This window comes from Sodalis sp. RH15, from assembly GCF_047324255.1.
In the GTDB taxonomy this organism is placed as follows: domain Bacteria; phylum Pseudomonadota; class Gammaproteobacteria; order Enterobacterales; family Enterobacteriaceae; genus Acerihabitans; species Acerihabitans ligni.
This window is the reverse complement of the sequence record NZ_CP178738.1, coordinates 2,580,506-2,604,932: the sequence shown is the minus strand read 5'-3', so window position 1 is coordinate 2,604,932 and position 24,427 is coordinate 2,580,506. Positions and strand designations below refer to the sequence as shown.

Genomic DNA, 24,427 nt, shown 5'->3' with positions numbered 1-24,427 from the left:
TATCTATGACACACCCGTTAATCGTCGGCGTAAATACCGCCATGTTCGACGGTATCGACCAGGAAACCGCCTTTCGAATCGTGCATGAAACAGGCTTTAACATCATTGAACTGGCCTATAACCAGGGTTATGTCGGCAATCTCGACCCGGCGCTGTTCGGCGACGAGAACGCCGCCAGGGTCAAGGCGCTGTTTGATAAATATCGGCTACGCTCCGTGGCGCTGGGCTGCACCATCAACCTGGCGGGAGAGGATGCGGTGGCGCAATTTAGCAAACGTATTAGCTTCGCTTCCAAAATCGGCGCGACCTATTTGAATACCTGCACCGCCAAACGAGGGGATTATGACCGGCTGGTGCATAATTTACGGGCCCTGGCCCCCGAAGCCGCCGATCACGGCTGCGTGATATGCGTGGAGAACGGCGGCGATCCCGATTACGATGCGTTTTCAGTCGCCCAGGAAGGGCGGCAACTGCTGGAAGATGTGGGACACGACGCCGTCGCCTTTAACTTCGACGCCGGCAATATGGTCTCGCTGCGGCCGGACGTGGCGCCCATTGAGCACGGATTTGAGATGCTGGGAAACATGCGCCATTGCCATATCAAAGATATACGGACCCAAAACGGCGAGTTCTTCTTCACGGCTATCGGCCGGGGACAGTTGGACTACCGGCCGCTGCTGCCGGCGCTGGCGCAGCACAATATCCCATGCAGCCTGGAGATCCCGCTGCGGATGCACCGCCAGGCCAACACCATGCCGCTGCGCGGCGCCAACCCTGTTCCGGTGGAACAAAGCCGCGAAGTCTTGCTGCAATCGCGCCAGGCGCTGGAAACCATGCTGGGCCGAGCGTTCGGATGATTCGTCTGTGCCCCGCCCCTCCGATGGGGGGGGACGGCACGGCGGCGCCGGGCACCGTGGGGGGCAATCTAACAACGCGTTGCGATAGTTTTCAGCAGTTGCAGATAAGACGCCCCGTCCCACGCGGCCCGGCCGATAAACAGGCCGTCCACGTGCGGCAAAGAGAGCAGCGCCAGCGCATTGTCATGGTTAACGCTGCCGCCATAGAGCAGCGGTACCCGATGGGCAATCTTCCCGCCGTAGCTCTCCTCCAGGGCGAGATACAGGCGCTGATGCATTGTCCGCGCCTCGTCGTTTGTCGCCGGCACGCCATGCTCCCCGATGGCCCAAATGGGTTCGTAAGCGATTATCACCCGCGCCACGCTTTCGGGCGCCAATCCCGCCAGCGCGGCTTTCATCTGGCGGACGACCGTCTCTTCGGAAACGCCCCACTGTTTCTCGCGCAGGCTATCGCCGATACAAATAAGCGGCGTCAAACCGTGGCGCAGCGCGGCGGCGGCCTTAAGCTGCACCGTCTCATCGGTTTCGCCGAAAAATTCCCGTCGCTCGGAGTGACCTATCTCCACAAGGGTAGCGCCGGTGTCTTTCACCATCAGGGGTGAGATCTCACCGGTAAAAGCCCCTTGATCGGCAAAGTGCATATTCTGCACACCTGTTAGACAATTGATGCCCGCCTTTTTGAACGCCTGGGTCACCTCTCGCACCAAGGTAAAAGGGGGAATAACAAACGGCTGCAACTGATGGGGCAGCGGCGCGCCCTGCGCCAGAGCAGCACAGTAATCCAACGCTTCAGGAAGCGTTTTGTTCATTTTCCAACTGGTACCGATTAATTTTGCCGCCATGTTCGCTCTTCAATACTTGTTCATATGAACAAATATTGAACTATTGCTCGAAAAAATTATGCGCCATAAATCACATGATCAAAAAACATCTTGGAGCGGTCTTCACCGCCTCGCTCCTATTTTGAATACTAAAAAATGAGACAGGCTTGATGGGAGAATAAAAGTTGGTATCAGGTTTAAAAGCGGTGAAAGGGACCGGTTGACGTGGCGTGCCACACTGGCAACATCGACATGGTTGTCTGTCAAATATTGCCGCCCCGGATAATAGATCACGCCCTCACCGCGTAGGGTGAAATTAAGCACCTACCCCTTCATGGCTGCCGGGGGATCGATGAAACCATCTTACGGCCCCTGCTCATCAATCTCATCAACGGAGGTCAATCCGGCCTGTCTTCCCTCAATAACCAAGCGCATTGCCCATGATAATCGCGGTGATTACGCCGGTGGCGGCGGCGACCATGACATAGCGTCCATCAATATAAGCCCAGTAATGCCCGCGCGGCGGCGACTGAAGACCGCGGTGGCGCCAGTCGTGCACGCGATAATAATCTCCCCGATAAGGCGGCGGCAGCGGATAACCTCTTCTGAACTCATGCCCGCGCCAGGCAAACCTGTCATGATAGCCGCCCCGATAGCCGTGGCCTCTGAAATCCCCGCGATCGTGGTGCCAGCCGGGCCCGCCATGGCCATGGCCCCGGTCCCATCTCGGTCCGTGACCATCGTGATCCCGACGTCCGTCGGCATAGGACCCGGTTGAAAACACGCTGCCGGATGCAAAGAGGGTGAGCACCAGCATCAATGTTGTCTTTTTCATCATGCCTTCCTTAATGGATAACGGCATAAGCAAGCCCGTTTTCCTTAATATCGCCTACTCTGCGCCAACCCCCTATAGCTAATTGTCTCAAAGAAGCGTTCCTGACGATTACTTTTGCCTAAGGCAAGCCTTTTTATGACAGCATAAATTTAATCACCCTTTTGGTTACATTCCCCACCACCGCGGCAACGGTAAATCAAACGGGGCCGCTCACCGACTGATTGTGTCCATAGCGAATCAGCAACCCCTCGATGAGGTCTTGCCGGAAGGTGTCATCCAGAACCAAATGCGCTGCGCCGTACAGCGCGCTGTCGCCATTGGGTTTCGCGGGCAGGATTTGCAGTTCCCTGGTGGCCAGGGGCAGGCATCGCTGGTAGACAAGCTCGCGCACCCCTGAAAGAAGAAATTCACCGGCCGTGGCCAGCGTCCCGCCAACCACGATCAGGGCCGGGTTAAGAATACTGACGACATCGGCGATGACTTCGCCGATGATCTGCCCCGCCCGCCGCACCAGCATAATCGCTTCAGGACGGTTGTTTTCCACCAGTTCAACCACGTCCAGAGCGTTGCCGGCGGTGTAACCCATCGCCGACAGGTCGCGGGCAATGGCCCAGCCGCCGGCCCGCGCCTCCACGCAGCCGAACTTGCCGCAGCGGCATAGCGGCGGCGTCTCCATGGTGAACTGGATATGGCCCACATCTCCCGCCGCCCCCTGCGCGCCCCGGAAAATCCGGCCATCGGTGATGATGCCGCTGCCGATGCCCGTACCCATTTTGATATAGAACATGTCTTTCACATGGGGGAAGTTATGGCGATGTTCGTAGATAGTCATGAGGTTGACATCGTTTTCCACGTAAATGGGGGCATCATAAAACTTCCCCAAATAGCTTTTTATATCAAACTCGTCCCAGCCGGGCAGCACCGAGGGGCCGACAACGCAGCCGCGATTGAAATCCACCGGGGTCGGCATACTGAGACTGACGCCGAACAGCAGCCGGTGGGCCAACCGGTTGGCCTCCAGCAATTGCCTGAAGGCGTCATGAATCTGATCAAGGGCGCCGCCGGGACTGCTCTTGGCGGTAAATGGGAGCGTGGTTTGCGCCAGAATCTCAGGCCGCAGATCCATGACGGCAAGATGGATAAAGGCCTCGCCGATATTGGCGACGAGGATAATTCCGGCGGCATCGTTCACCGTAAGCACCCGTGTCGGACGCCCGCCGCTGGGTAATGTCTTTTGCGACTCTTCAACCAGTCCGGCGGCAAGCAGCGCATTCAGGCGATGGGTGACGGTAACGCGGGATAGCCCCGAGGCTTCAAGCAGCGCCGCGCGGGATGATGCCTTGCCGTGGGCAATCAGCAGCAGGATTTCTGCGGAATTGACCAGCGTCGCCCCCTCGGTATTTCCTGCTTTTTTCATGTTTTCAGTCGGCCTTTGGGAGGTATTCATATTTATGTTTAATTTTATACAAAATTAAGCAGCCTATCAACTTTTACAGCCAAGAACACCGATGTGGCCGCAGCGCGAATTTTTGCTCATATAGCAGGCAATATGGCGCTCTGTGCCCGATGAATAGCTGCCGGATTAAGTGTGATCGCCGGCACATATTAAGGATAATTTTATACATATATATTGATCCTTTAAGATAAATATAAATATTATAAATCTCCAGAGTATCAATGTGACGATGCATCATAATGCAGGCCGAAGCCGTTAACCGTGCGGCAGCAAGGTTTATTTTGGCTGCTCAACGATTCCACGGGAGTGATTTATGCCGAATTTAAGATTGATAGCCGCAGCGTGCGTTATGGTGCCCTCCCTGATGGCGCCACTACAGGCCATAAGCCAGGATAAAATTGAACTGACCTTTATGAGCTGGGAGGCAAGTCCCCTTGAATCGGCCAGTATTCGCGCCGGCTTGAAGGATTTCGAGCAGGCCAATCCCGATGTGCGGGTGAAATATGTGACCTCGCCCTTTGCCCAGCACCATTCCAAGCTGCGAACAATGATGGCGGCGGGCACGGCTCCGGATGTCTTCTATCTCAATCCCGACTACCAAAGGGATTTCGTCGCCAATGGTCAACTGCTCGATTTAACCGATGCCTTCCCGAAATATTGGGACCTCAAAGATTTCACGCCGGGCTCGCAGAAAAATATCCAGCTTGAGGTGGACGGGAAAAAACATATATACGGCGTGGATGTCTGTAATGTCGGCCCGGTTCTCTTCTACAACAAAAAGCTGTTTGACGAAGCCGGCGTGCCCTACCCGCCCACCAAGCTTGCGGATCAATGGAGCTGGGATCAATTCGTCGGCTATATGCGAAAACTGACCAAGGTCCAGAATGGCAAGACGCTGCAGTACGGCACGGCAAATTTCGAAGAGGGGATGAACCTTTACACCACCCAGGAGATGCTGGCGTCCAACGGCGCCACATGGTTTAACGCCGATTTCAGCAAAGCCGAGGGAATGGATTCCCCGCAAACCAAGAACACGCTGGAAAAAATCAAGGCCCTGCGTACCGACGGCCTGGCGCCCAATCCCGCATCCATCGGCCTTGATACCACCAACTCCCCGACCCAGTTATTGCTGACCGGCCGGGTAGCGACGCTGTTTATGGGCTCCTATGGATTGCAGGAACTGGCCGCTTCCCACATGGAACTGGGCGCAGGCCTGCCGCCGAAAATGTCCGGGACCTTTACCCCGATGAGTTCCTGCAATATGGATGCCGTCTGGTCCGGCACCAAGCATCCGGAGGAAGCCATCAAACTGGTGACTTTCCTGACGTCGATGAAATTCGCCATCCCGCTTTACAAGGCCGGCCTCTGGATGCCGAACCGGCTTTCCATGTATCAGCCGGATAATCTCAAAAGCTGGTATGACCCGGCGGTTTATCCGAAAGGCTGGATTGATATGCAGAGCCTGTGGACCCATAGCGATCTCCGCTGGTTCGATCAGATAAGGCATACCGACGAAGTCTACAACATCATCTCCGATTCGCTGCAATCCTACCTTTATTCGGACGCGAAGCTGGATGACGTGCTGCCGGCCATGCAATCAAGGGTCAACGAGGCGATGCAGCAGCAGTAACCCCCGGGTCTTCATCTGCGGCAGGATACCCATCGTCCGGTCCATGACCGGTCCCCGTAACCGGAGGAAAAAAAAATGCACAAAGCAGCCAAAGCATTACCAAGGGGCGCGCCCACCGTGCTCCCCTCCCGTATCGGCGCACGGCGAAGCAAAAGCATCACCCGGCGGCAATGGTTCTGGCCGGCGGTTTTTCTGGCCCCGGCGCTGGTGGGCTTTTGCGCCTTTACCCTGTTCCCGGCCGTTGCCTCGCTGGCGCTGAGTTTCACCAGTTGGAACCTTAATACCCTGCCCAAGTGGATAGGCCTGGACAACTACGTCAAAATGGTCAGCGATCCCACCGCCATCAAGGTGTTCTGGAACACGGTTTATTTCACCGTGGTCACGGTCCCGGTGCTGTTGGCCATTCCGCTGCTGCTCGCCATCGCGTTGAATCAAAAGATTGCCGGAGTCCGTTTCTTTCGCGCCGCCTATTTCCTGCCGGTGATCTCCTCGATGGTGGCCATGTCCATGGTCTGGCAGTGGATGTACAACGCCGACTTCGGCCTTATCAACTACTGCCTCGATCTGGTGGGCATTAACGGCCCCAAGTGGATGACCGATGAACGCTGGGCAATGCCGGCGGTGATGATCACCAGTATCTGGAAGAGTATCGGTTTTAACATGATGCTGTTTCTCGCCGGCCTGCAGGGCATCTCGTCGTCCTATTACGAGGCGGCTGAGATCGACGGCGCGAACGCCTTCCAGAAGTTCTGGAACATTACGCTGCCGTCGCTGCGTCCCACCACGCTGTTCGTGACCGTTATCACCATCATCAATTCGTTCCAGGTATTCGACCAGGTAATGGTCATGACCGGCGGCGGTCCCAACAGAAGCTCCTCGGTGCTGGTGCACTATATCTATCAGAATGGTTTCCAGTTTTATCGCATGGGTTATGCCAGCGCGCTGGGCTGGGCGCTGACGATTTTTGTTCTGATATTGACCCTGGTGCAGTTTCGTCTCAACAAGTCTCAAGGGGATTGATTGATGACCACGATAGATACACCGCCCCGCCGCCGCTACTCCAGTAAAAAACGCAGCCGGCGTATCGGTAACGCCGTATCGCTGGTGGTGCTCAGCATCGGCGCCGTCGTGATGCTGCTGCCGTTTGTCTGGATGATAGCCACATCGTTAAAACCGGCGGGCGAAGTGTTCCAGTATCCGCCGACCTTTTTCGGCAGCGCCGTCAACTGGAACAACTACCGGACGGTGCTGAGCGGTTCGCCGTTTCTCTCCCAGCTGTGGAACACCGTGTTCATCTCGGTGGTGACGCTGATTGGAACGCTGGTCACCAGCGCCATGGCGGGCTTTGCCTTCTCCTGGGTATTTCGTTTTCGCGGCAAGGACGCGCTGTTTGTGATCGTGCTGGTGTCCATCATGATCCCTTACCATGTGCTGCTGGTGCCTACCTTTGCCTTGTTGCGGACCATGGGCCTGCTGGATTCTCCCTGGGCGATCATTTTGTCCACCATGGTGTCGCCGTTCGGCATTTTCCTGATGCGGCAGTTCTACATCGGCATACCCAAAGAACTTGCCGAAGCCGCTACCCTGGACGGCTGCTCGCCCTGGGGTATCTTCTGGAAGATCTTCCTGCCGCTTTCCAAGCCGTCGCTGACTACGCTTGCCATCTTTACCTTTGTCGGCACCTGGAATGATTTTCTGCGCCCGCTGATTTTCCTCAGCAGCAATGAAAACCAGACGCTGACGCTTGGGATTTATACCGCGCAGGGCCTGTTCGCCACCAACTGGCCCGTGTTGATGGCCACGGTGGGTCTAAGCCTGCTGCCGGTGGTCATCATGTTCCTTTGCCTTCAGGATCTGTTTGTCAAGGGCGTTGCCCTGACCGGCCTGAAATAACGTCCGGAGAATACCTGTGTCTGAAGATCTGCAAAAGCTTGTCGATACCGCCGAGGCATCCATCCGCGCCGCGGCCGTGGTTGCCGAACAGGATGCCAGCCGCCCGCTCTATCACTTCAGGGCGCCTTCGCAGTGGATGGACGATCCGAATGGGATCATATTCCATGACGGCATGTACCACATGATGTACAGCCTGAATCCGCACAGCGCCGAGCACCGCGCCGGCATGGTCTACAAGACGGCGGTGCGGGTATGGGATGTCAACAGCGAAGACTGGACCGGCGGCATTACCGTTTGGGGGCACGCGCGCAGTAAAGACCTGGTGCATTGGGAACATCTGCCCATCGCGGTCTACCCCTCCATCGACAAAGGCGAACATTTCGTCTGGTTCGGCTGCACGGTAATCAATGACGAAGGCGTGCCGATGGCGGTCTATACCGCCATCGGTCCCGACATGCGTCCGGAAGACACCGCCGAGCAATGGGCCGCCCTCGGCAGCCCGGACCTGATGACCTGGCGGCCGCTGCCGTCCAATCCGCTGTTGACCGGCGCGGTGCACGGCGATCGGGTGATTGGCGAGTGGCGCGATCCCTTCCTGTTCAAGGACGCCGGCCGAACCTTTATGGTGCTTGGCGGGCGTTGCGACGGTAAACCCGTAGTGGCGCTGTATGAAGCCACCAACCCCGGCTTCACCGCCTGGACCTATCGCGGCATTATCTTCACCCATCCCCGCGGCGGCGTGCCAAGCGCCGAATGTCCTAACCTGTTCAAGCTCGGCAACAAATGGGTACTGCTGGTATCCCCTCATGCCGAGGTGGAATATTACGTCGGCGAACTGGATCCGGACCGTTGCACCTTCACCATAGAGAATTCCGGGATTGTTGATTACAGCCGCAATTTCTACGCCACCAACGTGCTGTTTGACGATCGGGGACGCGCCCTGGCCTGGGGAGCGCTGGTGGGTTTCAAAGAGACAAAGGGCTGGAACTGCTGTGTATCGCTGCCCCGTGAATTCTCCCTGAGCGCCGACGGCAAGCTGCTTCAAAGTCCGGCCGCGGAACTGCGGGCGCTGCGTGGCCCCCGCCTTGATATCCATCATTCCACGGCCAAGGGCCTCGTTGTCATCGGCCGCTTGGCGCAGGGCCAGTGCCTTGAATTCGAGGCTGAATTTGACCATACGGCAACGGCGTCCTTCGGGCTGAGCATTATCCACCAGGACGGCAGGCTGGACATTGAACTCTCACCAGACTCGTTTCGGCTGGGCGGCTTCACCGCTCCGCTGGCGCGCCGGGAAAAAAAGACGAAGCTGCAGTTATTCATCGATCGCACCGTGCTGGAAATCTTTATCGACAACGCCGCCTGTGCGGCGCGGGTCATTCCCCTGGTGAGGGGCGCGGTAGAGATAGGCCTCTACAGCAACGGGGGCGAGGCGGCGTCCGCACATGGCAGCGTCTGGCAGTTGCAGGCAGAGGATCTTTTCACCCGTTTCCAAGGGTGAGCGGGTTGATGCCGGTCCGGTGCCGAACCGGACGGCAAATCGGAGCAAAAAGAGGCCGGTATGGCAAATGTATCTATCAGGAATGTACGCAAGGCATACGGGAACGTTGAGATCATTCCACAGCTGTCGGTTGATATCGAGGATGGGGAATTCGTGGTTCTGGTAGGGCCGTCCGGCTGTGGTAAATCCACGCTGCTGCGCATGATAGCCGGCCTGGAAGATATCACCGCCGGCGAAATCGCCATTGACGGCGACGTCATTAATGACGCGCCGGCGAAAGAACGCGATATCGCCATGGTATTCCAGAACTATGCGCTTTATCCCCATATGACGGTGGCCGAAAACATGAGTTTCGCCCTGAAGCTGATGAAGCGGCCCAAGGCGGAAATAACCGAGCGTGTCGGCCGTGCCGCGGACATCCTGGGATTGACACAACTGCTGGCGCGTTATCCCCGCGAGCTGTCCGGCGGCCAGCGCCAGCGGGTCGCCATGGGGCGCGCCATCGTGCGGGATCCGAAAGTGTTTCTCTTCGACGAGCCGCTGTCCAACCTCGATGCGAAACTGCGCGTGCAGATGCGAACGGAGATCCGGGCGCTGCACCAGCGATTAAGGACCACCACGGTTTACGTTACCCACGACCAGATCGAAGCGATGACCATGGCGGACAAAATCGTGGTGATGAACATGGGCAATATCGAGCAGGTGGGATCGCCCCTCGCGCTTTACGACCGGCCGGATAATCTGTTTGTCGCGGGATTTATCGGTTCTCCCGCCATGAACCTGTTTGAGGGGAACGTCTGTGGCGACGCAGCCTGCGTGCGCACCGAACAGGGTCTGGAACTGCCCATCCCGGATAACCTTCGCGTCGCCGCGGGGCAGTTGGTGGTTTATGGCGTCAGGCCCGAACATTTTGCGATAGCCGAACGGGGCGGATTCATCTGCCATGTTGAGGTTATCGAACCCACAGGCTCCGAAACCCTGGTGACGCTGAGATCGGGGGAGAGCCAGATCGTTGCCACCTTCCGCGAGCGGCTGAATCTGGATCCCGGCGCCGCCGTCCGGCTGCTGCCCAACGTGGATGCGGTCCATCTGTTTGATGCCGCCAGCGGTCGGCGCATCGAAACCACCGCCGCCGGCAAAGCCGGGTACACCCTTTGAGAGCGACCTTGCCACAGACAGCGTCCTACGCCTACGGTGAACCTATATGAGTGACAATTATCTTATCGGACTCGACTACGGGTCTGAATCGGCGCGCGGAGTGCTGATCGACACCGTCAGCGGGCGCCAGATCGCCAGCCACACCCATGCCTACCGCCACGGCATCATGACCCGGCAATTGGACGGCGGCACCCTGCTGCCCCACGGCTGGGCGCTGCAAAATGCGGCGGATTATCTGGAAGCGGCCGAGATTATCCTGGGGAAACTGGGGCGCGGTCGCCGGGTTGCGTCAATCGGCGTGGGATTCACCGCCAGTTCGCCGCTGCCGGCGACCAGGACGGGCATTGCCCTTTCCCGACTTCAGCCCGATAACCCCCATGCCTATGTAAAACTCTGGAAACACGGGGCGGCGCAGCAATACGCCGACGCGATTAATGCGCGCGGCGGGGCCTTTCTGGCGCATTTTGGCGGCCGGCTTTCCGGGGAGTGGCTGCTGGCAAAGGCGGTCCAGATAGCCACAGAATCCCCCGCTACGTGGAAGGCGACCGATAAGTTTATCGAATCCGGCGACTGGCTGGTCTGGCAACTCACCGGCAACGAGGTAAGAAGCCTTGGTTTCGCGGCATATAAAGCTCAGTACCTCGACGGTGAAGGGTATCCCGAGGGGATCCTGCCCGATCTCGGCTCCCGGCTAACGGCCCCGAAGCGTATCGGCTCGCCCGCGGGTAGCCTGACCGAGGCCTGGCGCAAGAAAACCGGCATAGAGGGTAATGCCGTGGTGGCCGTGGCCGTTATCGATTCTCACGTCGTCCTGCCCGCTATCGGGGCGGTGAAGACCGGAAGCCTGGTGGGGGCGCTGGGCACCTCGGCGGCCTATCTGTTGCTGAGCGAGCAGTATCAGCCGCTGCCGGAGGGCATCGAGGGAGTGGCCAGGGATGGATCGATTCGTGATTTATGGTGCTACGAGGCGGGTCAGGCCAGCTTCGGCGACACGCTGAGCTGGTTTGTTAAACAGTTTCCCCGCGCGGACACGCCCAGTGAAAGTTTTCGGCTTTATAACCACGAGGCGGCATCCTATTATCCGGATAAAAACCCACTGGTGGCGCTGGACTGGTGGAACGGCAATCGTGTTCCGCTGGCGGACTCCCGTCTTAGCGGCATGCTGGTGGGCATCGGCATGGACACGACGGCAACAGCTATCTATCGCACCCTCATGGAATCCCTCTGCTTTGGCGCGCGGTCAATCGTCGAATTGTTTGAAGCGGGAAAAATCGAAATCGACAGAGTGTTGATGACCAGCGGGCTGGCGCAGAACAATCCCCTGCTGGTGCAGATCATGGCGGACGTCATGGACCGGCCCATCGACGTGCCGGCGCTGGACAATCCAACGGCGGTAGGCGCGGCCATTCACGGCGCGGTCGCCGGCGGGGTGGTGGCCGACTATCACGAAGGCGCCGCTCGCTTCGGTGCCCGCGGCTACCGACAGTACAAGCCCGATAAGACCCAGGCGGCGGCCTATGCGCCGCTTTACCGGATTTACCGGAATATGGCCGCTTCCACCGACGTCCGCCGGGCTATGCACAGCTTGCGTTCCGCTGATGTTTAGCTTGATAGCAACGCGCGCGCGTTCGCCCCTGATGTTGTTTAGCAGCGTGCGCGCCGGGTGGATTGGCTGGGATAACAAAAGGTTAGATTATAGCTAATTTCACATAAAAGACGGAAAATACTGAAATGGCAATATTCACTACTTCATCTTAACCTAACTGAAATATGACAAAGATGATTTTGAAAATCATATAAATCCGACCCCCAGATAAGTCCAGCATCTTCTCCTATGTAAAACGCCGCCCCGTCGCCGCCCGCCCAACGCCTTTAATTCGCAGGCTAAGTATGTCAACCTTCGAAAGCAAACGATCCCAACCCATTGATGGGAATGGTTATTTTCCCATCTCTCTAACGTTATCGAATATAAGGAAAAGTAATGAAACGGTTAGTGATTGGTACTTTTACGTTATTATTTTTAATGACTGCCGCAAACGCTGCTGAAACCACAGCCACAGCGCCGGTAAGCGGCGGAACAACGACCGGCGCGGCGGGCGGTTCCGCCGCCGGGGTCTCCGGCGCGGCAATGTCGGTAGGCACCGCCACGGTAATCGGCGTCGGCGCCGTTGCCGCTGTCGCCGGGGCTGTCGCCATAGCATCCAATACCGGTGATGATTCCCATGGCGGGAGTTCATCCTCATCGCCATCAACCACCACCTCAACGGCTCAATAAGCGGTTTCACCGAGCCGGCGGCACCAGAGTTTCATCAGCAATTCCCACCGGTCATCTTATGTATGACCGGCTTTTTTCAGGATCCATGACACCGAAACCTGCCCATTGGCCGCGATGGCCATCGCGGTTCCCATAATCAGCTACGATCATATTATCTCAGGCAAAAAACGGACTATTAAAACCATATACTAGTATGGTACTATGGCAAAAGATCATTACCCGTTTAGCGATAAAAGGTGGACGTAAACATGCAAATGACAATGCGCTGGTTTGGGCCGGATGAAGATAAAGTCACCCTGGATTATATACGCCAGGTGCCCGGAGTGGAAGGCGTGGTAGGTGCGTTGTACGACGTGCCGGTAGGCGAGGTCTGGCCAAAGGATAAGATTGAAAAATTGGTTTCACTGGCGCATCAGGCCAATCTGACGATGGAAGTCATCGAAAGCGTCAACATCCATGATGATATCAAAATCGGATTACCGAGCCGTGACGGATATATTGCAAATTATAAACAAACCATCCGTCATTTGGCCGAGTACGGCGTCAAGGTTATCTGCTATAACTTCATGCCGGTCTTTGACTGGATGAAGACCGATATGAACTATGTGCTGCCCGATGGTTCCCTAACCATGGCCTTTGAGAAAAAGGGCATCGACAAGTCGCTGGAAGAAGTGGTTAAAGAGGTTCTGGACAACTCAAACGGCTTTGCCCTGCCGGGCTGGGAACCGGAACGTCTGGCCCAGGTGCAAACGCTGTTTGTCAAATATAAAGATGTGGATGATAGCAAGCTGCGTGAAAACCTGGCCTATTTCTTAAAAGAAATCATCCCCGTCTGTGAAGAAGTCGGCGTGAAGATGGCCATTCATCCCGACGATCCGCCCTATTCCATTTTCGGGCTGCCCCGCGTGGTCAAAAACCGCGACGACCTGGACTGGATTTGCAACGCCGTCGATTCAGAAGCCAACGGTATTACGCTCTGTACCGGCTCCATTGCCGAAGACCCGACCAATGACGTCTACCAGATTCTGGAAGAATTCACGCGCCGCAAACGTATTCATTTCGCCCATGTCCGCAATATCAAGCGAATCAAGGATAAAGACTTCTATGAGTCGGCCCATTTATCCCGCTATGGTTCGCTTGATATGTTCAAAATCATGAAAGTCCTGCATGACAACGGGTTTGATGGTTATATCCGTCCCGATCACGGGCGCTTTATCTGGGGTGAAACCGGCCGTCCCGGTTACGGTTTATATGACCGCGCCATAGGCCTGAGCTATTTGCTCGGCATGTGGGAAGCCCTTGAGAACAATGCCTGATTGGCGGTAAACATCCTGCGGGGGGTTTCACCGGTTTGCCGGAAATAATCCCCCGGTATGGGGGCTGTTGATATTAATCGCCATGTCATGCCCTTGCGGGGCGCTCCGTGGCGAGGCAGCGGATAAAATCAGCCGCCGCTCCCGGTATGCAGCGCATTCACCGCCGGAGCGGCCTGCTCCGCCTGGTACTGTTTCAGCAGGCGGGGAATCATCAGCGCGCCGGCCAATCCGCACAAGGCCGAGAGGGTTAGCCATACCCCCGGCATGGATTTATCCCCGGTGACGTGAATGAGATAGCTGCAAACCGCCGGTGTAAATCCGCCGAACAGGGCCGTCGCCAGGCTGTAAGCCATGGAAAATCCACTGGCGCGCAGCTGTACCGGCATCACCTCGGTCAGATAAACCACCATGGCGCCGTTATAGCCGGCATACAGAAACGACAGCCACAGCTCCACTTCCAGCAGATGATCAAACGAGGCATCCTTTACCAGCCAACGCAGCGACGGCCAGGCGGTAAACACCATCAGCAGGGTAAAGAAAAGCAGCAATGGCCGCCGGCCGACCCGATCGGAGAAAGCGCCCATCACCGGCAGCCAGAAAAGATTGGAAATGCCCACCGCCATTGTGACCAGAAAGCTCTGCCGGTCGCTCATCATGAGCACGGTCTTGCCGAAGGTGGGGGTAAAAGCGGTAATCATATAAAACATTACCGTGGTGGTGACCACAATCAGCATGCCCGCCAGCACCAGCGCCCAGTGACCCGCCACCGAACGCATAATCTCTTTCATGGAGGGGTGATGGGTGCGTTTGCTGAACGCCTCCGTTTCCTCCAGCATGCGCCGGATCCAGAACAGAAACGGCACGATAAGGCAGCCCACCACGAAGGGAATGCGCCAGCCCCATTCCGTTACCTGATCCCTGCTTAGCAGGTGATTAAGCATCAACCCCAGCAGGGCGGCGAAAATCACCGCTACCTGCTGGCTGCCGGACTGCCAGCTGACATAAAATCCCTTGCGGTTTTTTGGCGCGACCTCGGCCAGATAAACCGACACGCCCCCCAGTTCCACCCCCGCTGAAAAGCCCTGCAGCAAACGGCCGAGCAGAATCAGAATCGGCGCGGCGATGCCCAGGGTGGCGTAACCGGGAATGCAGGCGATGGTCAGGGTGCCCAGGGCCATCAGTCCCAGCGTCAGGAGCAGGCCCTTGCGACGCCCGTGATGGTCAATATAGGCTCCCAGCACGATAGCCCCCAGTGGCCGCATCAGAAAGCCGGCGCCAAAGGTCATCAAGGTGAGCATCAGGGAGGCGAAGGGATTTGTCCCGGGGAAAAAAGTCTTGGCGATGGCGGTGGCGTAATAGCCAAACACCATAAAGTCATACATTTCTAGAAAATTGCCGCTGGTGACGCTGAAAATCGTTTTGGCCCCGCGTTGAGGCAACTTGGCCGATGCAGACATTGAATTCATGGTGGTTTCCTTGGAAGGCGCGACCTCGTAGACCGAATCATCAGATAAAATGTGGCACGTTTTTCAGTGTAGTTTACAAATCCCTGACAAAGGCAACCGCATATTGCCTTTGTTGTTACGGGCTGAGAGCTGGCGCACATTTTTATGTCGACGCGCCGATGGAGCGCTATGCCTGATGTCTGGCTGCAATACTGAAATAAAAAAACATTGCACCACATGCCTAATCCATTACCGCTTATAATCAATTAACATCCTAAGATTTATTGATAAAAGGTTTAAAATGAAAAAAGTCATACTGTGTCTGGCTATCATGTTGGCTACGCTGCCGGTCGCCACGGCGAGCTTCGCCCAAAACATACATAATGAACGGGTAGTGGTTGCCCATCGGCATCACCATTACGTCAAAAAGCACGTCATAAGAAGGCATCATCCGATTCACCATCGGGTTGCTATCCGCGAAGCCGGGCGCAACCACTAACAGAACGTCCATCGCGGGCAAAAACAACTGTTCGCTAACGAATATCGCGATATTCCGATGTGGCGGGTTTATTGCGGATTGCCTCGGACATAAAGTTGATGACATAACGAATGGCGGTAGTGACGAAGCCTTCTTCTTTCAAGCGGCGCGCCGAGGTTTCCATGACCATTTCCAGATCGAATTGCACCCTGCCCTCGACGGACAGCCGCCGGGCGATATTGGTATCTTCCCCGTAAAAGGGAATGGACGTATCGAATCCGCCGATACGCAGCAGGGCCTGTTTACTGGCGGCGAAATTGCCGCCCACCGCCATATAGCCGGTGAACCAGTAGGTAGGTTTGGCCAGCAGCAGCCAGTAGAGCTTCACCAATAAGCCTTTCACGCCCGGCAGATCGAAATAGCGATACGGGCCGCTGATACACACCAGATCGCTCCTTTTCTCATAGGCATCCAGCACTTTACCCAGCCAGCCGGACGGCATACGCGTATCGGCGTCGATAAAGGCCAGGATATCCCCCGAGGCCGACTCCAGCCCCTTCTGCCGGGCGCGGGTCAGTCCTTTAATGGGCTCGTATACCACGCGTACATTGTCAAATCCGGCCGCAACGGCCGAAGTCCGGTCAGTGCTGGCATTATTGACGACGATAATTTCAAACTCACCGGGTGTTGCGTGCGCCGTCAGCTCCTTCATCGCGCATTGCAGGCAGGTCGCAAGATACAGCTCTTCGTTATAAGCAGGTATTATCAGACTGAGTTTCACGATTACGCTCCTGAGATACGCGACATTTCCTCGGGTACTGCCAGACTGATCCGGGCATAAATCTCTTCCCAGCGGCTTGTCACGGTAGTGATGGAAAATGGTTTAGTCTTTTGGGCGGCATGCTCGCCCATTTGTTTGCGCAACGACGGCGAACGCAGCAGGTGGGTCAGCCTGCGGGCAAAATCTTCACTGTCTCCCGGCTGCGCCAGAAAACCCGACTGCGCGTCAATGTATTCCGGCAAAGCACGCCAGCGCGCCCCCACCACAGGCAAACCGGCGCTCATTGCCTGAATCAATACCATACTTTGTGTTTCAGACGTGCTGGCGATGGCGAAGATATCCGCCGCATGAAAAACGTCGGCCAAGGTCGCTTTATCCAGGGTGCCCGGAAATCTGATCCGTTCCCGCACCCCCAAATCCCGCGCCAGCTGTTCAAGGTGATGGCGCGCGGAACCGTGCCCCGCCAGCACCAGCATCACATCGGGCATCTCTATTGCGATAAGGGGCAGAGCGCGAATCAGCACATCGATTTTTTTTTCGTCCGCCAGGCGGCCGGCATAGACGATGGTTGAATGACTGAAACCGTATGAACGCTTGAGGGCCTCGCGCTGGGCATCCGGCATCGGGCAAAACCGAGCCGTATCCACCGGGTTGGATATGACACAGTGCGGACGGCGCAGCCCGAACGCGCACATTTCGTCGATAACGGAATGTGAAGGGCCTGTCACCATATCGCAGCGGTTGTAATACCGGGTGACCCCCCGGACGCTGATTTCGCGGAAAAAATTGGCTGAAAAAGGAGTGTATCCGCTGAATTCGCCGATAGCCCAGTGATTGGTCCCTACCACCGGGACATCAAGGCGGCGAGCGGCGCTGAGCGCCTCAAGGCCGGCCCCCAGAAAGGTATGGGTGTGGATGATATCCGGCGAGAAAGACAATAGCTGGCGCCAGCGCCGCCCGGTAGGCACCAGCAGACGGGACTGCCCGGTGGAGCTGGGCACCGGCAGCGAAAACAGCCGCCGGATCTCGACATTGCCCCCGGCGTCCACTTCCCGCTCGGGGACGCCTGCTACGCTAAAATCATGGCGGGTGGCGCGGGGAGCGAAAATAACCACCTGATGGCCGCGTTTGCCGAGCTCCCGGCATCCGGACAACACCGAGTCCTGGATCCCTCCCAGCTCAGGATAAAAACTGTCTGTAAATACAGCGATACGCATGCAATTACCCTCCTGGCAGCACCGAACCGGTGATCCTACGCAGATAAACGACAAGAGTGATGCAGAACACAGCCAGGAACGAACAGGAAAAGATCCACAGCCATAAATCGATACGCTGCCAAGCGGCGCCGGCAAAGAACCCCAGCAATACAAATAAACCGCTTTTGGGTAAGGTCGCCAGCAGGTTAAACCCCAGGAAACGCCAGAGCGGAATTCTCGCCGCGCCCGCGCTCACCAGCACGACAAATCCCGCCGCGTGGGTCAGCTTTGCCGTGACCAGGATACGTCCGGGGTGGGCGCGAAACCGCTCCAGAAGCGGCGCCGGCTGCCAGCGGCCAAAGTCGATACGGCGGCGCCACGGCAAAATCGCGATGCGGCCGCTCATGCCAAGCCCATAAAGAATCAGATCCCCGGCCAGATCCCCCGCCACGGCGATAGCGTAGACGCCGCCGAGATGCAGCAGCCCTTGGGACGCCAGAATCGCGCCAAAGAGCGTCGCCATCGGGCCTTCAATCAGAGCGGCCACGAACAGTGCTGCGTATCCATAGTTGGAAATGGCGGACAACATCCATTCCGGCATAATCCCTCCAATATCCTTGTTATCCGCAGGTTGCGAAAGATGCGTTCAAGGCTGGGGTTATTCGCTCAGGCGGCCGACATTCCCCGGATCCAACCTTTTACTGGCATCCTCAAACTCCCAGGTCACGGAACCTGCTCCGCGTTATAGATGCTGAAATCATACGTTCGGGATGTGACTAGAATCTTACTGAAAATCTGAATTTGAATATTTGGTATATACGACTTGTGTCTAAAATCAAAAGGAAATATGTGTAACATTATGATAAATAATTTGTTTAAAGATATTGATTTAATCAATGCCCGCTCGCCTTCGGTTGCCTTCAGTATAGGCGCCAGAAACATTCCTGCCCATACTATTGCCGGCGGCTAAGAAGGCACACATATCCGGCAAAAAAGGACATTGCCTGATAATAATCATATATTTTAAAATTTGTTTAATGGATGAGCCGCGCAAGGGCCCTCTCACGTTAGCCGCCGGGCAAGTTAATAATCTGCGGGCCAAGCTCATCAAGGGCGGACTCGAAAAAACACGCAAATATGAATCGTCAATCTTCGTACCTGTTTACTATAAACTTCACCATGTAATAGGTGTTGATAATAACTCCATTGTTAAATGCGTCGGCGTGGTATTTTAACCGTCCATAGGCTATTTTTAGCAAAGACTGCCTATTCCATAACCGAGTCTGATTACGTCGTTGGCAGCCTGTCTGGCATGGTCTGTACGGCAATGCCCTTCCTGTGCCTATCCAGAGAGCTCTCATCATGACAACGAAAAAAATTTTAATGCTGATCGGCGATTACGTCGAAGATTATGAAACCATGGTGCCTTTCCAGGCGCTGCAGATGGTCGGCCATCGCGTGGATGCCGTCTGTCCCGATAAACGTAAAGGCGATTATGTTTTAACGGCCATTCATGATTTTGACGGCGCGCAGACCTATAGCGAAAAGCCCGGCCATCGTTTTGTGCTTAACGCTGATTTTGCCCAAGCGCGGGCGCAGGACTATGACGCCCTGGTTATCCCCGGCGGACGCGCGCCGGAATATTTGCGTTTGAATCCGGATGTGATAAAGCTGGTGCAGGATTTTGATGCCGCCGGTAAACCCATCGCCGCCGTATGCCATGGACCGCAAATACTGGCGGCGGCCGGTGTATTAAAAGGACGAACCTGCAGCGCCTATCCCGCCTGCGCGCCCGAAGTTCGCTTGAGCGGCGGCCAGTTTGCCGATATCGGCATCGACCAGGCCTATGTGGACGATAATCTGGTCACGGCGCCGGCCTGGCCGGCCCATCCGCAGTGGCTGGCAAAGTTCAATGAACTCCTGTAGGCCGATACGCTAAGCCGCACTGTTATCCGGCCTGCCGCACGGCGCCGATAATCCCGCTCAACAGCTGAGTGAGGCTGTCCCGATGCCCGGTACGGGCGGCGGGGGCGGTGTCGTCAGAGGTCATCACCACGGTCAGAGCCAGGCGCGGCACGATATACAGCATCTGGCCGCCATACCCCCAGGCGTAATGCACCTCCTCGCCGCCAATCTGTGTCTGGAACCAGCCGTAACCGTAGCCATCGCCGGTATGGGGCGATTGGGTGCGGGAGTGCCAAGACGCGTCAATCCATGCCTGTGATATCAGCCGCTTGCCTGAAGCCGCTACTCCGCCGTTACGGTAAAGTTCGCCAAAAGCCAGCAGCGAACGCGGGCTCATCGCCATTTCGTTGCCCCCCAGATATATTCCCTGCGGATCGCGTTTCCAGCCGGCAATGGCGAAACCGTCCTGCGGCCCGAGCCACTCGCGCGCCAATTGCAGCGTAGGGCGCCCGGTTCGACGGGTAAGGATAGCCGACAGCAAATGGGTGGAACCGGTGGAATAGATCATGCCTGCGCCGGGGGAGTCTGCGAAAGGCCGGGCCAGCGCCGCCCGGACCCAGTTCCGGCTGTGGGCCCAGGCTCCGTAGCCGGGACCGGAGGTTGAGGCCAGCCCGGCCTGCATGGACAGCAGATTGCCGATGGTTATCCGGCGCAGGCGGGGGTCGGGTCTGGCGGGAAGCTGGTCCGCCAGAAGCGGCGCCGCCGCCTGATTGGGGCCGGTGAGAAAACCTTTATCGATGGCAATGCCCACCAGGGCCGATATCACCGATTTCGATGCTGATTTGATATCGGTGGGCGCGGTGGTTGAATGGCCGCGATAGCCGCGCTCGGCAACAACATCACCTTGCCAGGCGACAAGCACGGTCTCAAGGGGCCGGAGGCCTTGCGCCTCATCGAGCAGCGGCGCTAACGCCGGCACCGGCTTTGCGACGCAAACCGGCGTTGGCAAAAAAAGCAGCATGATGCATAAAACCAGCCCCCGCCTGATGCCTAACCGCCCGCTGGCGGCGGCAATATTGCCGCGGGCTTGCCTATGTCCGGCGTTTATATCGTCCGCTATCCGTTCATTCATACAATTTTTTTACTGTCCGCGTCGGTACGATTTGTATGAATTGTATCCTTTGCCGGCGCTGTTTCAATGGCTCCATAGTCTGCTTTAGTAAAAACGGCAGCACATGCGCCGACGTTTTCCTATAGTGGTAAGAGATGCCTGCCGGGGATAATATCCCTCTTATTAAGGCGAATCCCGGTTAACGTTTAACGCAGGGGGTGATGGGATGGCAAGTCTCACAAGACGGCAATTCTGCCTGGCGGGCGCGGCCATAAGCCTGCTGGGCGGGCGGGCGATGGCGCAGCCGGAGAGGTCCGGCGTGCCGCTGCCGGACGGTAGTAAAGCGCCGGCCCTGGGCCAGGGCTCCTGGCATCTGGCCCAGGGCCGCCACCCGGCCGAAGAGGAGGAGAATGCCCTGCGAACCGGCATCGCACTGGGTATGACGCTCCTTGATACCGCCGAGATGTATGGTAACGGCAGCGCCGAGCGGCTGATCGGACGCGTCATCGCCGGGCAGCGCGACAAGGTGTTTCTGGTATCCAAAGTCCTGCCCTACCACGCCACGACCGCCGACGGGATCCGACAGGCTTGCCAGGCCAGTCTCGCCCGGCTGGGCACGCATTATCTGGACCTTTACCTGCTCCATTGGCGCGGCGGCGTGTCGGATCTCGGCGTGGTGGTCAATACCTTCGAAAGCCTGCGCTCGGAGGGACGCATCCGGCACTGGGGGGTGTCGAACTTTGACGTTGGGGATATGGAAGACCTGTTTCGCGTTCCCGACGGCAATGCCTGCGCCACCAACCAGGTGCTTTATAACCTTACGCAAAAAGGCATCGAAGGGGATCTGCTTCCCTGGTGCGTACAGCACAAAATGCCGATTATGGCCTATTCGCCCCTCGGCATGACCGGCGGACTCCTGGGCAATACCACCCTCAGGCAGGTCGCCGCCAGGCACCAGGTCGGCCCGGCCGCGGTGGCCCTCGCCTGGACGATGCGCAGCGGGCATGTCATTCCCATTCCTGAATCCGGTTCGCCGGATCATGTGAAAGAAAATGCCTTGGCGCTGTCGCTGCGGCTGACGGAACAGGATGTCAACGAACTGGCACAGGCTTTTTGACCAAAGGCTAAACAGAGGGTAAATAGCATAATGCCTTTTAAAACCAGGGTATCCGGCCTGTTGAATCGGCTCGTTTCGCAACCACGGCGCTTCATCAACGTCCGCCCGGCGGAGATGCGCATGCTGGCCTGGTCCTGGCTCTATATTTTCGCCCTGTTCCTGGCCTACTATGTGCTGCGTCCAATCCGGGATGAACTCGGCGTTGCCGGCGGCGTGCGGAATCTGCCCTGGCTTTTCACCGGCACGCTGCTGGCCATGCTGGTGACGAACCCCGCCTTCGCCTTCGCGGTCCGGCGCTGGCCGCGCGAGAAATTCATCGCCATGACCTACCGCTTCTTTATGCTGAATCTCGTGGTTTTCATGCTTCTGCTGGCCCTGGCCACGCCGGCGCAACATGTCTGGATCGGACGGATATTCTTCATCTGGGTATCCGTATTCAACCTGTTTGTGGTGTCGGTGTTTTGGTCCTTCATCGTGGATGTGTTTGACGCGGAGCAAGGCAAGCGGCTGTTCGGTTTCCTGGCCGGGGGGGCCACGCTCGGGGGCATCGCGGGCTCGGCCCTGACGTCCGGCTTTGTGGAGAAGCTGGGACAAAGCGCCCTGCTGTTCGCTTCGCTGGCGCTTCTCGAGGTGGCGGTATTCGCCTCAAGGCGTTTGTCGCGGCTAAACGATGCCTTCAGACGGCCGCTGCCCGGCGACAATCCCGGCAAACCCGTGGGCGGCGGCATCTTCACGGGAATGACGCACACTTTTCGTTCGCCCTATTTACTGGGTATCGCTTTTTTCATTCTTTTTTACTCCACCACCTCTACCATCCTGTATTTTCAGCAGGCGGCCATCGCCGCAGCGCATTTTGCCGATCGCGGGGCGCGTACGGCCTTCTTTGCCGATATCGATTTCTGGGTGAACGTGGTCACGCTGGTATTTCAGCTTTTTATTACCGGACGATTGATGAAATGGGCCGGGGTTGCGGTGACATTGTGCGCGCTGCCGCTTTTCAGCGTGGCGGGATTTACCGTGCTATCGGCCTCCCCCGCCGTCGGCGTATTCGTGGCGGTACAGGTGGCGCGGCGGGTGAGCAACTTTGCCCTGGCCCGCCCGGCCAGGGAAGTTCTGTTCACTTCCGTGCCCAAGGAAGATCGCTACAAGACAAAAAACTTTATCGATACCGTAGTCTATCGCAGCGGCGATCAGCTGGCCGGCTGGTCCTATGCCGGGCTGCTTGCCCTGGGACTCAGCATCACCGGTATTGCCATCCTGGCCATACCCCTTTCCGCCCTGTGGCTGGCGTTGAGTTTCTGGCTGGGCCGCAGGCAGGAAGATTTGGAGCGCATACGACGAGAGGAAATCGCCTTGCTATCTCCGGGCAAAGAATAGAATCCGCCTTTCGCACCAGCGGATAACGGCCAAAGGGATCATAGGCCCCATGCACCGGATTGTTGCGTTGCTTGGAGCTGCCCCGAAGGGGCGATGCTTACGGATGAGCCGAGTATTGCCGACACATGCGCAACTTGAAGAATGGCGGGTATATCGTTAATAGGCTAACGGCATTACAATAAGGCTTCCTGTCATCGGAGCCTTTATTTTTATTATGACCGAGCCTTTGAAAACCCTGCCTGTTGATGTGATATCCATCCAGTCGCAGGTCGTCTACGGATGCGTGGGCAACAGCGTTGCCGTCCCGACGCTGCAGAAAATGGGGTTGAACGTTGTCCCCGTTCCCACGGTTATGTTCAGCAATACTCCGCATTATCCCACCCTCTACGGCGGCGCGCTGTCGGATGACTGGTTCAGCGGCTATTTGCAGGGACTGCACGACCGCGGCGTCACCGAGCAGGCCAAAGCCATCCTGGTGGGATACATGGGCGGCCCCTCCCAGGCCGGGATTCTGGCCGAATGGTTAACCCGCCTTATCGCCGTCCGTCCCGATATACAGGTCATCATTGATCCGGTTATCGGCGATTACGATACCGGCATCTACGTCAATCCTCTGATGACGGCGGCCTACCTTGACCGTCTGCTGCCCCTGGCCCGGGGTATGACGCCCAATTGTTTTGAGCTTGAGTTGTTAACCGGACGGCAAATCACCGATATAAACAGCGTGATTGCCGCCGCCCGGACGCTGCTTACCGGCAGGACGCAGTGGGTCGTGGTCACCAGCGCCGCGCCGGGGAGCAGCGGCGGCAGTGAAAATGAACTGCGCGTCATTATGGTGACCCGGCAAACGGAGCAGGTCTTTTCGCACCCGCGCATCGCCATTTACCCGAAAGGGACCGGAGATTTGTTCAGCGCGGCGCTGACGGGCTATCTGCTGAGAAATCAAACCCTGCCGGCGGCAATCGAAGGCTCATATGGTGACGTCATGGCCACCCTTGAGCGCACCCGCAGGTATGGCTACGGCGAGCTGTTGCTGCACGATCGCTGATATTTACCGGCCGGCATGCCGGTCAAATACATTCATGCGTCCAGATAAGACAACCCGGCGGCCACGTTGCGAGCGCAGTTCGTCCGCCGGAATGGCTTATACACATTTCTTTACACTTTACGATGTGTTTCATTACTCTTCACGTTATCTCTACTTCCTGATTTTGAATGTTAATGGTATTAATATTCATTCGTATTTTACCCCTAAAAATAATTGAAAGAGGTCCAAAA

22 protein-coding genes are annotated in these 24,427 nt (G+C 57.0%); 14 read left to right on the top strand and 8 right to left on the bottom strand.

The genetic code is table 11. The annotated features are described in order from the left end of the window. Positions 1 to 5 precede the first annotated feature (5 nt). A complete protein-coding gene (locus ACL2XO_RS12065; protein ID WP_413742802.1) occupies positions 6 to 857 on the top strand; it encodes a sugar phosphate isomerase/epimerase family protein in 852 nt (283 codons plus the stop codon). Between the two features lie 68 nt (positions 858 to 925). On the opposite strand, the gene ACL2XO_RS12060 is transcribed toward ACL2XO_RS12065, so the two are convergent. From ACL2XO_RS12060 to ACL2XO_RS12050, 3 genes are all read right to left on the bottom strand, one after another. Next, a complete protein-coding gene (locus ACL2XO_RS12060) occupies positions 926 to 1,699 on the bottom strand; it encodes a triose-phosphate isomerase (protein ID WP_413742801.1) in 774 nt (257 codons plus the stop codon). Between the two features lie 397 nt (positions 1,700 to 2,096). Next, complete coding sequence (locus tag ACL2XO_RS12055; RefSeq protein WP_413726916.1) at positions 2,097 to 2,513, bottom strand: RcnB family protein; 417 nt, start codon at positions 2,511 to 2,513, stop codon at positions 2,097 to 2,099. Positions 2,514 to 2,709: 196 nt separating this feature from the next. Beyond that, positions 2,710 to 3,930 (bottom strand): ROK family protein, encoded by a 1,221-nt coding sequence (locus tag ACL2XO_RS12050; RefSeq protein ID WP_413724067.1) that lies wholly within the window; start codon positions 3,928 to 3,930, stop codon positions 2,710 to 2,712. A gap of 352 nt (positions 3,931 to 4,282) precedes the next feature. Between ACL2XO_RS12050 and ACL2XO_RS12045 the strand changes: the two genes are divergently transcribed. From ACL2XO_RS12045 to uxuA, 8 genes are all read left to right on the top strand, one after another. Next, positions 4,283 to 5,599, top strand: a complete 1,317-nt coding sequence (locus tag ACL2XO_RS12045) for an ABC transporter substrate-binding protein (RefSeq protein ID WP_413742800.1) — start codon at positions 4,283 to 4,285, stop codon at positions 5,597 to 5,599. Positions 5,600 to 5,674: 75 nt separating this feature from the next. Continuing rightward, entirely contained in the window at positions 5,675 to 6,619 is a 945-nt protein-coding gene (locus tag ACL2XO_RS12040; RefSeq protein WP_132922207.1) for a carbohydrate ABC transporter permease, read from the top strand. A 3-nt stretch (positions 6,620 to 6,622) separates the two neighbouring features. After that, complete coding sequence (locus tag ACL2XO_RS12035; RefSeq protein ID WP_413724064.1) at positions 6,623 to 7,492, top strand: carbohydrate ABC transporter permease; 870 nt, start codon at positions 6,623 to 6,625, stop codon at positions 7,490 to 7,492. A gap of 16 nt (positions 7,493 to 7,508) precedes the next feature. Next, positions 7,509 to 8,990 (top strand): glycoside hydrolase family 32 protein, encoded by a 1,482-nt coding sequence (locus ACL2XO_RS12030; protein WP_413742799.1) that lies wholly within the window; start codon positions 7,509 to 7,511, stop codon positions 8,988 to 8,990. 60 nt (positions 8,991 to 9,050) lie between these two features. Next, positions 9,051 to 10,148, top strand: a complete 1,098-nt coding sequence (locus ACL2XO_RS12025; protein ID WP_413742798.1) for an ABC transporter ATP-binding protein — start codon at positions 9,051 to 9,053, stop codon at positions 10,146 to 10,148. 46 nt (positions 10,149 to 10,194) lie between these two features. Next, entirely contained in the window at positions 10,195 to 11,754 is a 1,560-nt protein-coding gene (locus ACL2XO_RS12020; protein ID WP_413742797.1) for a ribulokinase, read from the top strand. Positions 11,755 to 12,129: 375 nt separating this feature from the next. Further along, positions 12,130 to 12,423 (top strand): hypothetical protein, encoded by a 294-nt coding sequence (locus tag ACL2XO_RS12015; protein ID WP_413742796.1) that lies wholly within the window; start codon positions 12,130 to 12,132, stop codon positions 12,421 to 12,423. 248 nt (positions 12,424 to 12,671) lie between these two features. Then, entirely contained in the window at positions 12,672 to 13,739 is a 1,068-nt protein-coding gene (gene uxuA, locus ACL2XO_RS12010) for a mannonate dehydratase (protein WP_413742795.1), read from the top strand. 128 nt (positions 13,740 to 13,867) lie between these two features. Here uxuA and ACL2XO_RS12005 read toward each other — a convergent pair whose 3' ends face one another. Further along, entirely contained in the window at positions 13,868 to 15,205 is a 1,338-nt protein-coding gene (locus ACL2XO_RS12005) for an MFS transporter (RefSeq protein ID WP_413724059.1), read from the bottom strand. Between the two features lie 280 nt (positions 15,206 to 15,485). Here ACL2XO_RS12005 and ACL2XO_RS12000 point away from each other — a divergent pair, with 280 nt between their 5' ends. Next, a complete protein-coding gene (locus ACL2XO_RS12000; RefSeq protein WP_132922213.1) occupies positions 15,486 to 15,683 on the top strand; it encodes a hypothetical protein in 198 nt (65 codons plus the stop codon). Positions 15,684 to 15,717: 34 nt separating this feature from the next. Here ACL2XO_RS12000 and ACL2XO_RS11995 read toward each other — a convergent pair whose 3' ends face one another. From ACL2XO_RS11995 to ACL2XO_RS11985, 3 genes are read right to left on the bottom strand one after another with little or no spacing between them, the layout of a single operon-like run. Continuing rightward, entirely contained in the window at positions 15,718 to 16,443 is a 726-nt protein-coding gene (locus ACL2XO_RS11995; protein WP_165934128.1) for a glycosyltransferase family 2 protein, read from the bottom strand. A 2-nt stretch (positions 16,444 to 16,445) separates the two neighbouring features. After that, complete coding sequence (locus ACL2XO_RS11990; RefSeq protein WP_132922215.1) at positions 16,446 to 17,660, bottom strand: glycosyltransferase; 1,215 nt, start codon at positions 17,658 to 17,660, stop codon at positions 16,446 to 16,448. A gap of 4 nt (positions 17,661 to 17,664) precedes the next feature. Next, positions 17,665 to 18,240, bottom strand: a complete 576-nt coding sequence (locus ACL2XO_RS11985) for a DedA family protein (protein WP_132922216.1) — start codon at positions 18,238 to 18,240, stop codon at positions 17,665 to 17,667. Between the two features lie 761 nt (positions 18,241 to 19,001). Between ACL2XO_RS11985 and ACL2XO_RS11980 the strand changes: the two genes are divergently transcribed. Beyond that, positions 19,002 to 19,565: a DJ-1/PfpI family protein gene (locus ACL2XO_RS11980; protein ID WP_132922217.1), complete on the top strand. Its 564-nt coding sequence runs from the start codon at positions 19,002 to 19,004 to the stop codon at positions 19,563 to 19,565. A 22-nt stretch (positions 19,566 to 19,587) separates the two neighbouring features. Here ACL2XO_RS11980 and ACL2XO_RS11975 read toward each other — a convergent pair whose 3' ends face one another. After that, positions 19,588 to 20,676, bottom strand: a complete 1,089-nt coding sequence (locus ACL2XO_RS11975) for a serine hydrolase domain-containing protein (RefSeq protein ID WP_413742794.1) — start codon at positions 20,674 to 20,676, stop codon at positions 19,588 to 19,590. 205 nt (positions 20,677 to 20,881) lie between these two features. Here ACL2XO_RS11975 and ACL2XO_RS11970 point away from each other — a divergent pair, with 205 nt between their 5' ends. The 3 genes from ACL2XO_RS11970 (at position 20,882) to pdxK (ending at position 24,197) form a co-directional block, all read left to right on the top strand. After that, the gene (locus ACL2XO_RS11970; protein ID WP_413742793.1) at positions 20,882 to 21,772 is read left to right on the top strand and encodes an aldo/keto reductase; all 891 of its coding nucleotides are present in this window, start codon (positions 20,882 to 20,884) and stop codon (positions 21,770 to 21,772) included. Positions 21,773 to 21,802: 30 nt separating this feature from the next. After that, positions 21,803 to 23,149 (top strand): NTP/NDP exchange transporter, encoded by a 1,347-nt coding sequence (locus tag ACL2XO_RS11965; RefSeq protein ID WP_413742792.1) that lies wholly within the window; start codon positions 21,803 to 21,805, stop codon positions 23,147 to 23,149. Positions 23,150 to 23,363: 214 nt separating this feature from the next. Next, on the top strand, positions 23,364 to 24,197 hold the full coding sequence (pdxK, locus tag ACL2XO_RS11960) for a pyridoxine/pyridoxal/pyridoxamine kinase (protein ID WP_413742791.1): 834 nt from the start codon (positions 23,364 to 23,366) through the stop codon (positions 24,195 to 24,197). Positions 24,198 to 24,427 lie beyond the last annotated feature (230 nt).

Bases quoted from the DNA above. Each gene is read 5' to 3' on its own strand.
- ACL2XO_RS12065 (WP_413742802.1), top strand. From the start codon at position 6: ATGACACACCCGTTAATCGTCGGCGTAAATACCGCCATGTTCGACGGT.
- ACL2XO_RS12060 (WP_413742801.1), bottom strand. From the start codon at position 1,699: ATGGCGGCAAAATTAATCGGTACCAGTTGGAAAATGAACAAAACGCTT.
- ACL2XO_RS12055 (WP_413726916.1), bottom strand. From the start codon at position 2,513: ATGAAAAAGACAACATTGATGCTGGTGCTCACCCTCTTTGCATCCGGC.
- ACL2XO_RS12050 (WP_413724067.1), bottom strand. From the start codon at position 3,930: ATGAAAAAAGCAGGAAATACCGAGGGGGCGACGCTGGTCAATTCCGCA.
- ACL2XO_RS12045 (WP_413742800.1), top strand. From the start codon at position 4,283: ATGCCGAATTTAAGATTGATAGCCGCAGCGTGCGTTATGGTGCCCTCC.
- ACL2XO_RS12040 (WP_132922207.1), top strand. From the start codon at position 5,675: ATGCACAAAGCAGCCAAAGCATTACCAAGGGGCGCGCCCACCGTGCTC.
- ACL2XO_RS12035 (WP_413724064.1), top strand. From the start codon at position 6,623: ATGACCACGATAGATACACCGCCCCGCCGCCGCTACTCCAGTAAAAAA.
- ACL2XO_RS12025 (WP_413742798.1), top strand. From the start codon at position 9,051: ATGGCAAATGTATCTATCAGGAATGTACGCAAGGCATACGGGAACGTT.
- ACL2XO_RS12020 (WP_413742797.1), top strand. From the start codon at position 10,195: ATGAGTGACAATTATCTTATCGGACTCGACTACGGGTCTGAATCGGCG.
- ACL2XO_RS12015 (WP_413742796.1), top strand. From the start codon at position 12,130: ATGAAACGGTTAGTGATTGGTACTTTTACGTTATTATTTTTAATGACT.
- uxuA (WP_413742795.1), top strand. From the start codon at position 12,672: ATGCAAATGACAATGCGCTGGTTTGGGCCGGATGAAGATAAAGTCACC.
- ACL2XO_RS12005 (WP_413724059.1), bottom strand. From the start codon at position 15,205: ATGAATTCAATGTCTGCATCGGCCAAGTTGCCTCAACGCGGGGCCAAA.
- ACL2XO_RS12000 (WP_132922213.1), top strand. From the start codon at position 15,486: ATGAAAAAAGTCATACTGTGTCTGGCTATCATGTTGGCTACGCTGCCG.
- ACL2XO_RS11990 (WP_132922215.1), bottom strand. From the start codon at position 17,660: ATGCGTATCGCTGTATTTACAGACAGTTTTTATCCTGAGCTGGGAGGG.
- ACL2XO_RS11985 (WP_132922216.1), bottom strand. From the start codon at position 18,240: ATGCCGGAATGGATGTTGTCCGCCATTTCCAACTATGGATACGCAGCA.
- ACL2XO_RS11980 (WP_132922217.1), top strand. From the start codon at position 19,002: ATGACAACGAAAAAAATTTTAATGCTGATCGGCGATTACGTCGAAGAT.
- ACL2XO_RS11975 (WP_413742794.1), bottom strand. From the start codon at position 20,676: ATGAATGAACGGATAGCGGACGATATAAACGCCGGACATAGGCAAGCC.
- ACL2XO_RS11970 (WP_413742793.1), top strand. From the start codon at position 20,882: ATGGCAAGTCTCACAAGACGGCAATTCTGCCTGGCGGGCGCGGCCATA.
- ACL2XO_RS11965 (WP_413742792.1), top strand. From the start codon at position 21,803: ATGCCTTTTAAAACCAGGGTATCCGGCCTGTTGAATCGGCTCGTTTCG.
- pdxK (WP_413742791.1), top strand. From the start codon at position 23,364: ATGACCGAGCCTTTGAAAACCCTGCCTGTTGATGTGATATCCATCCAG.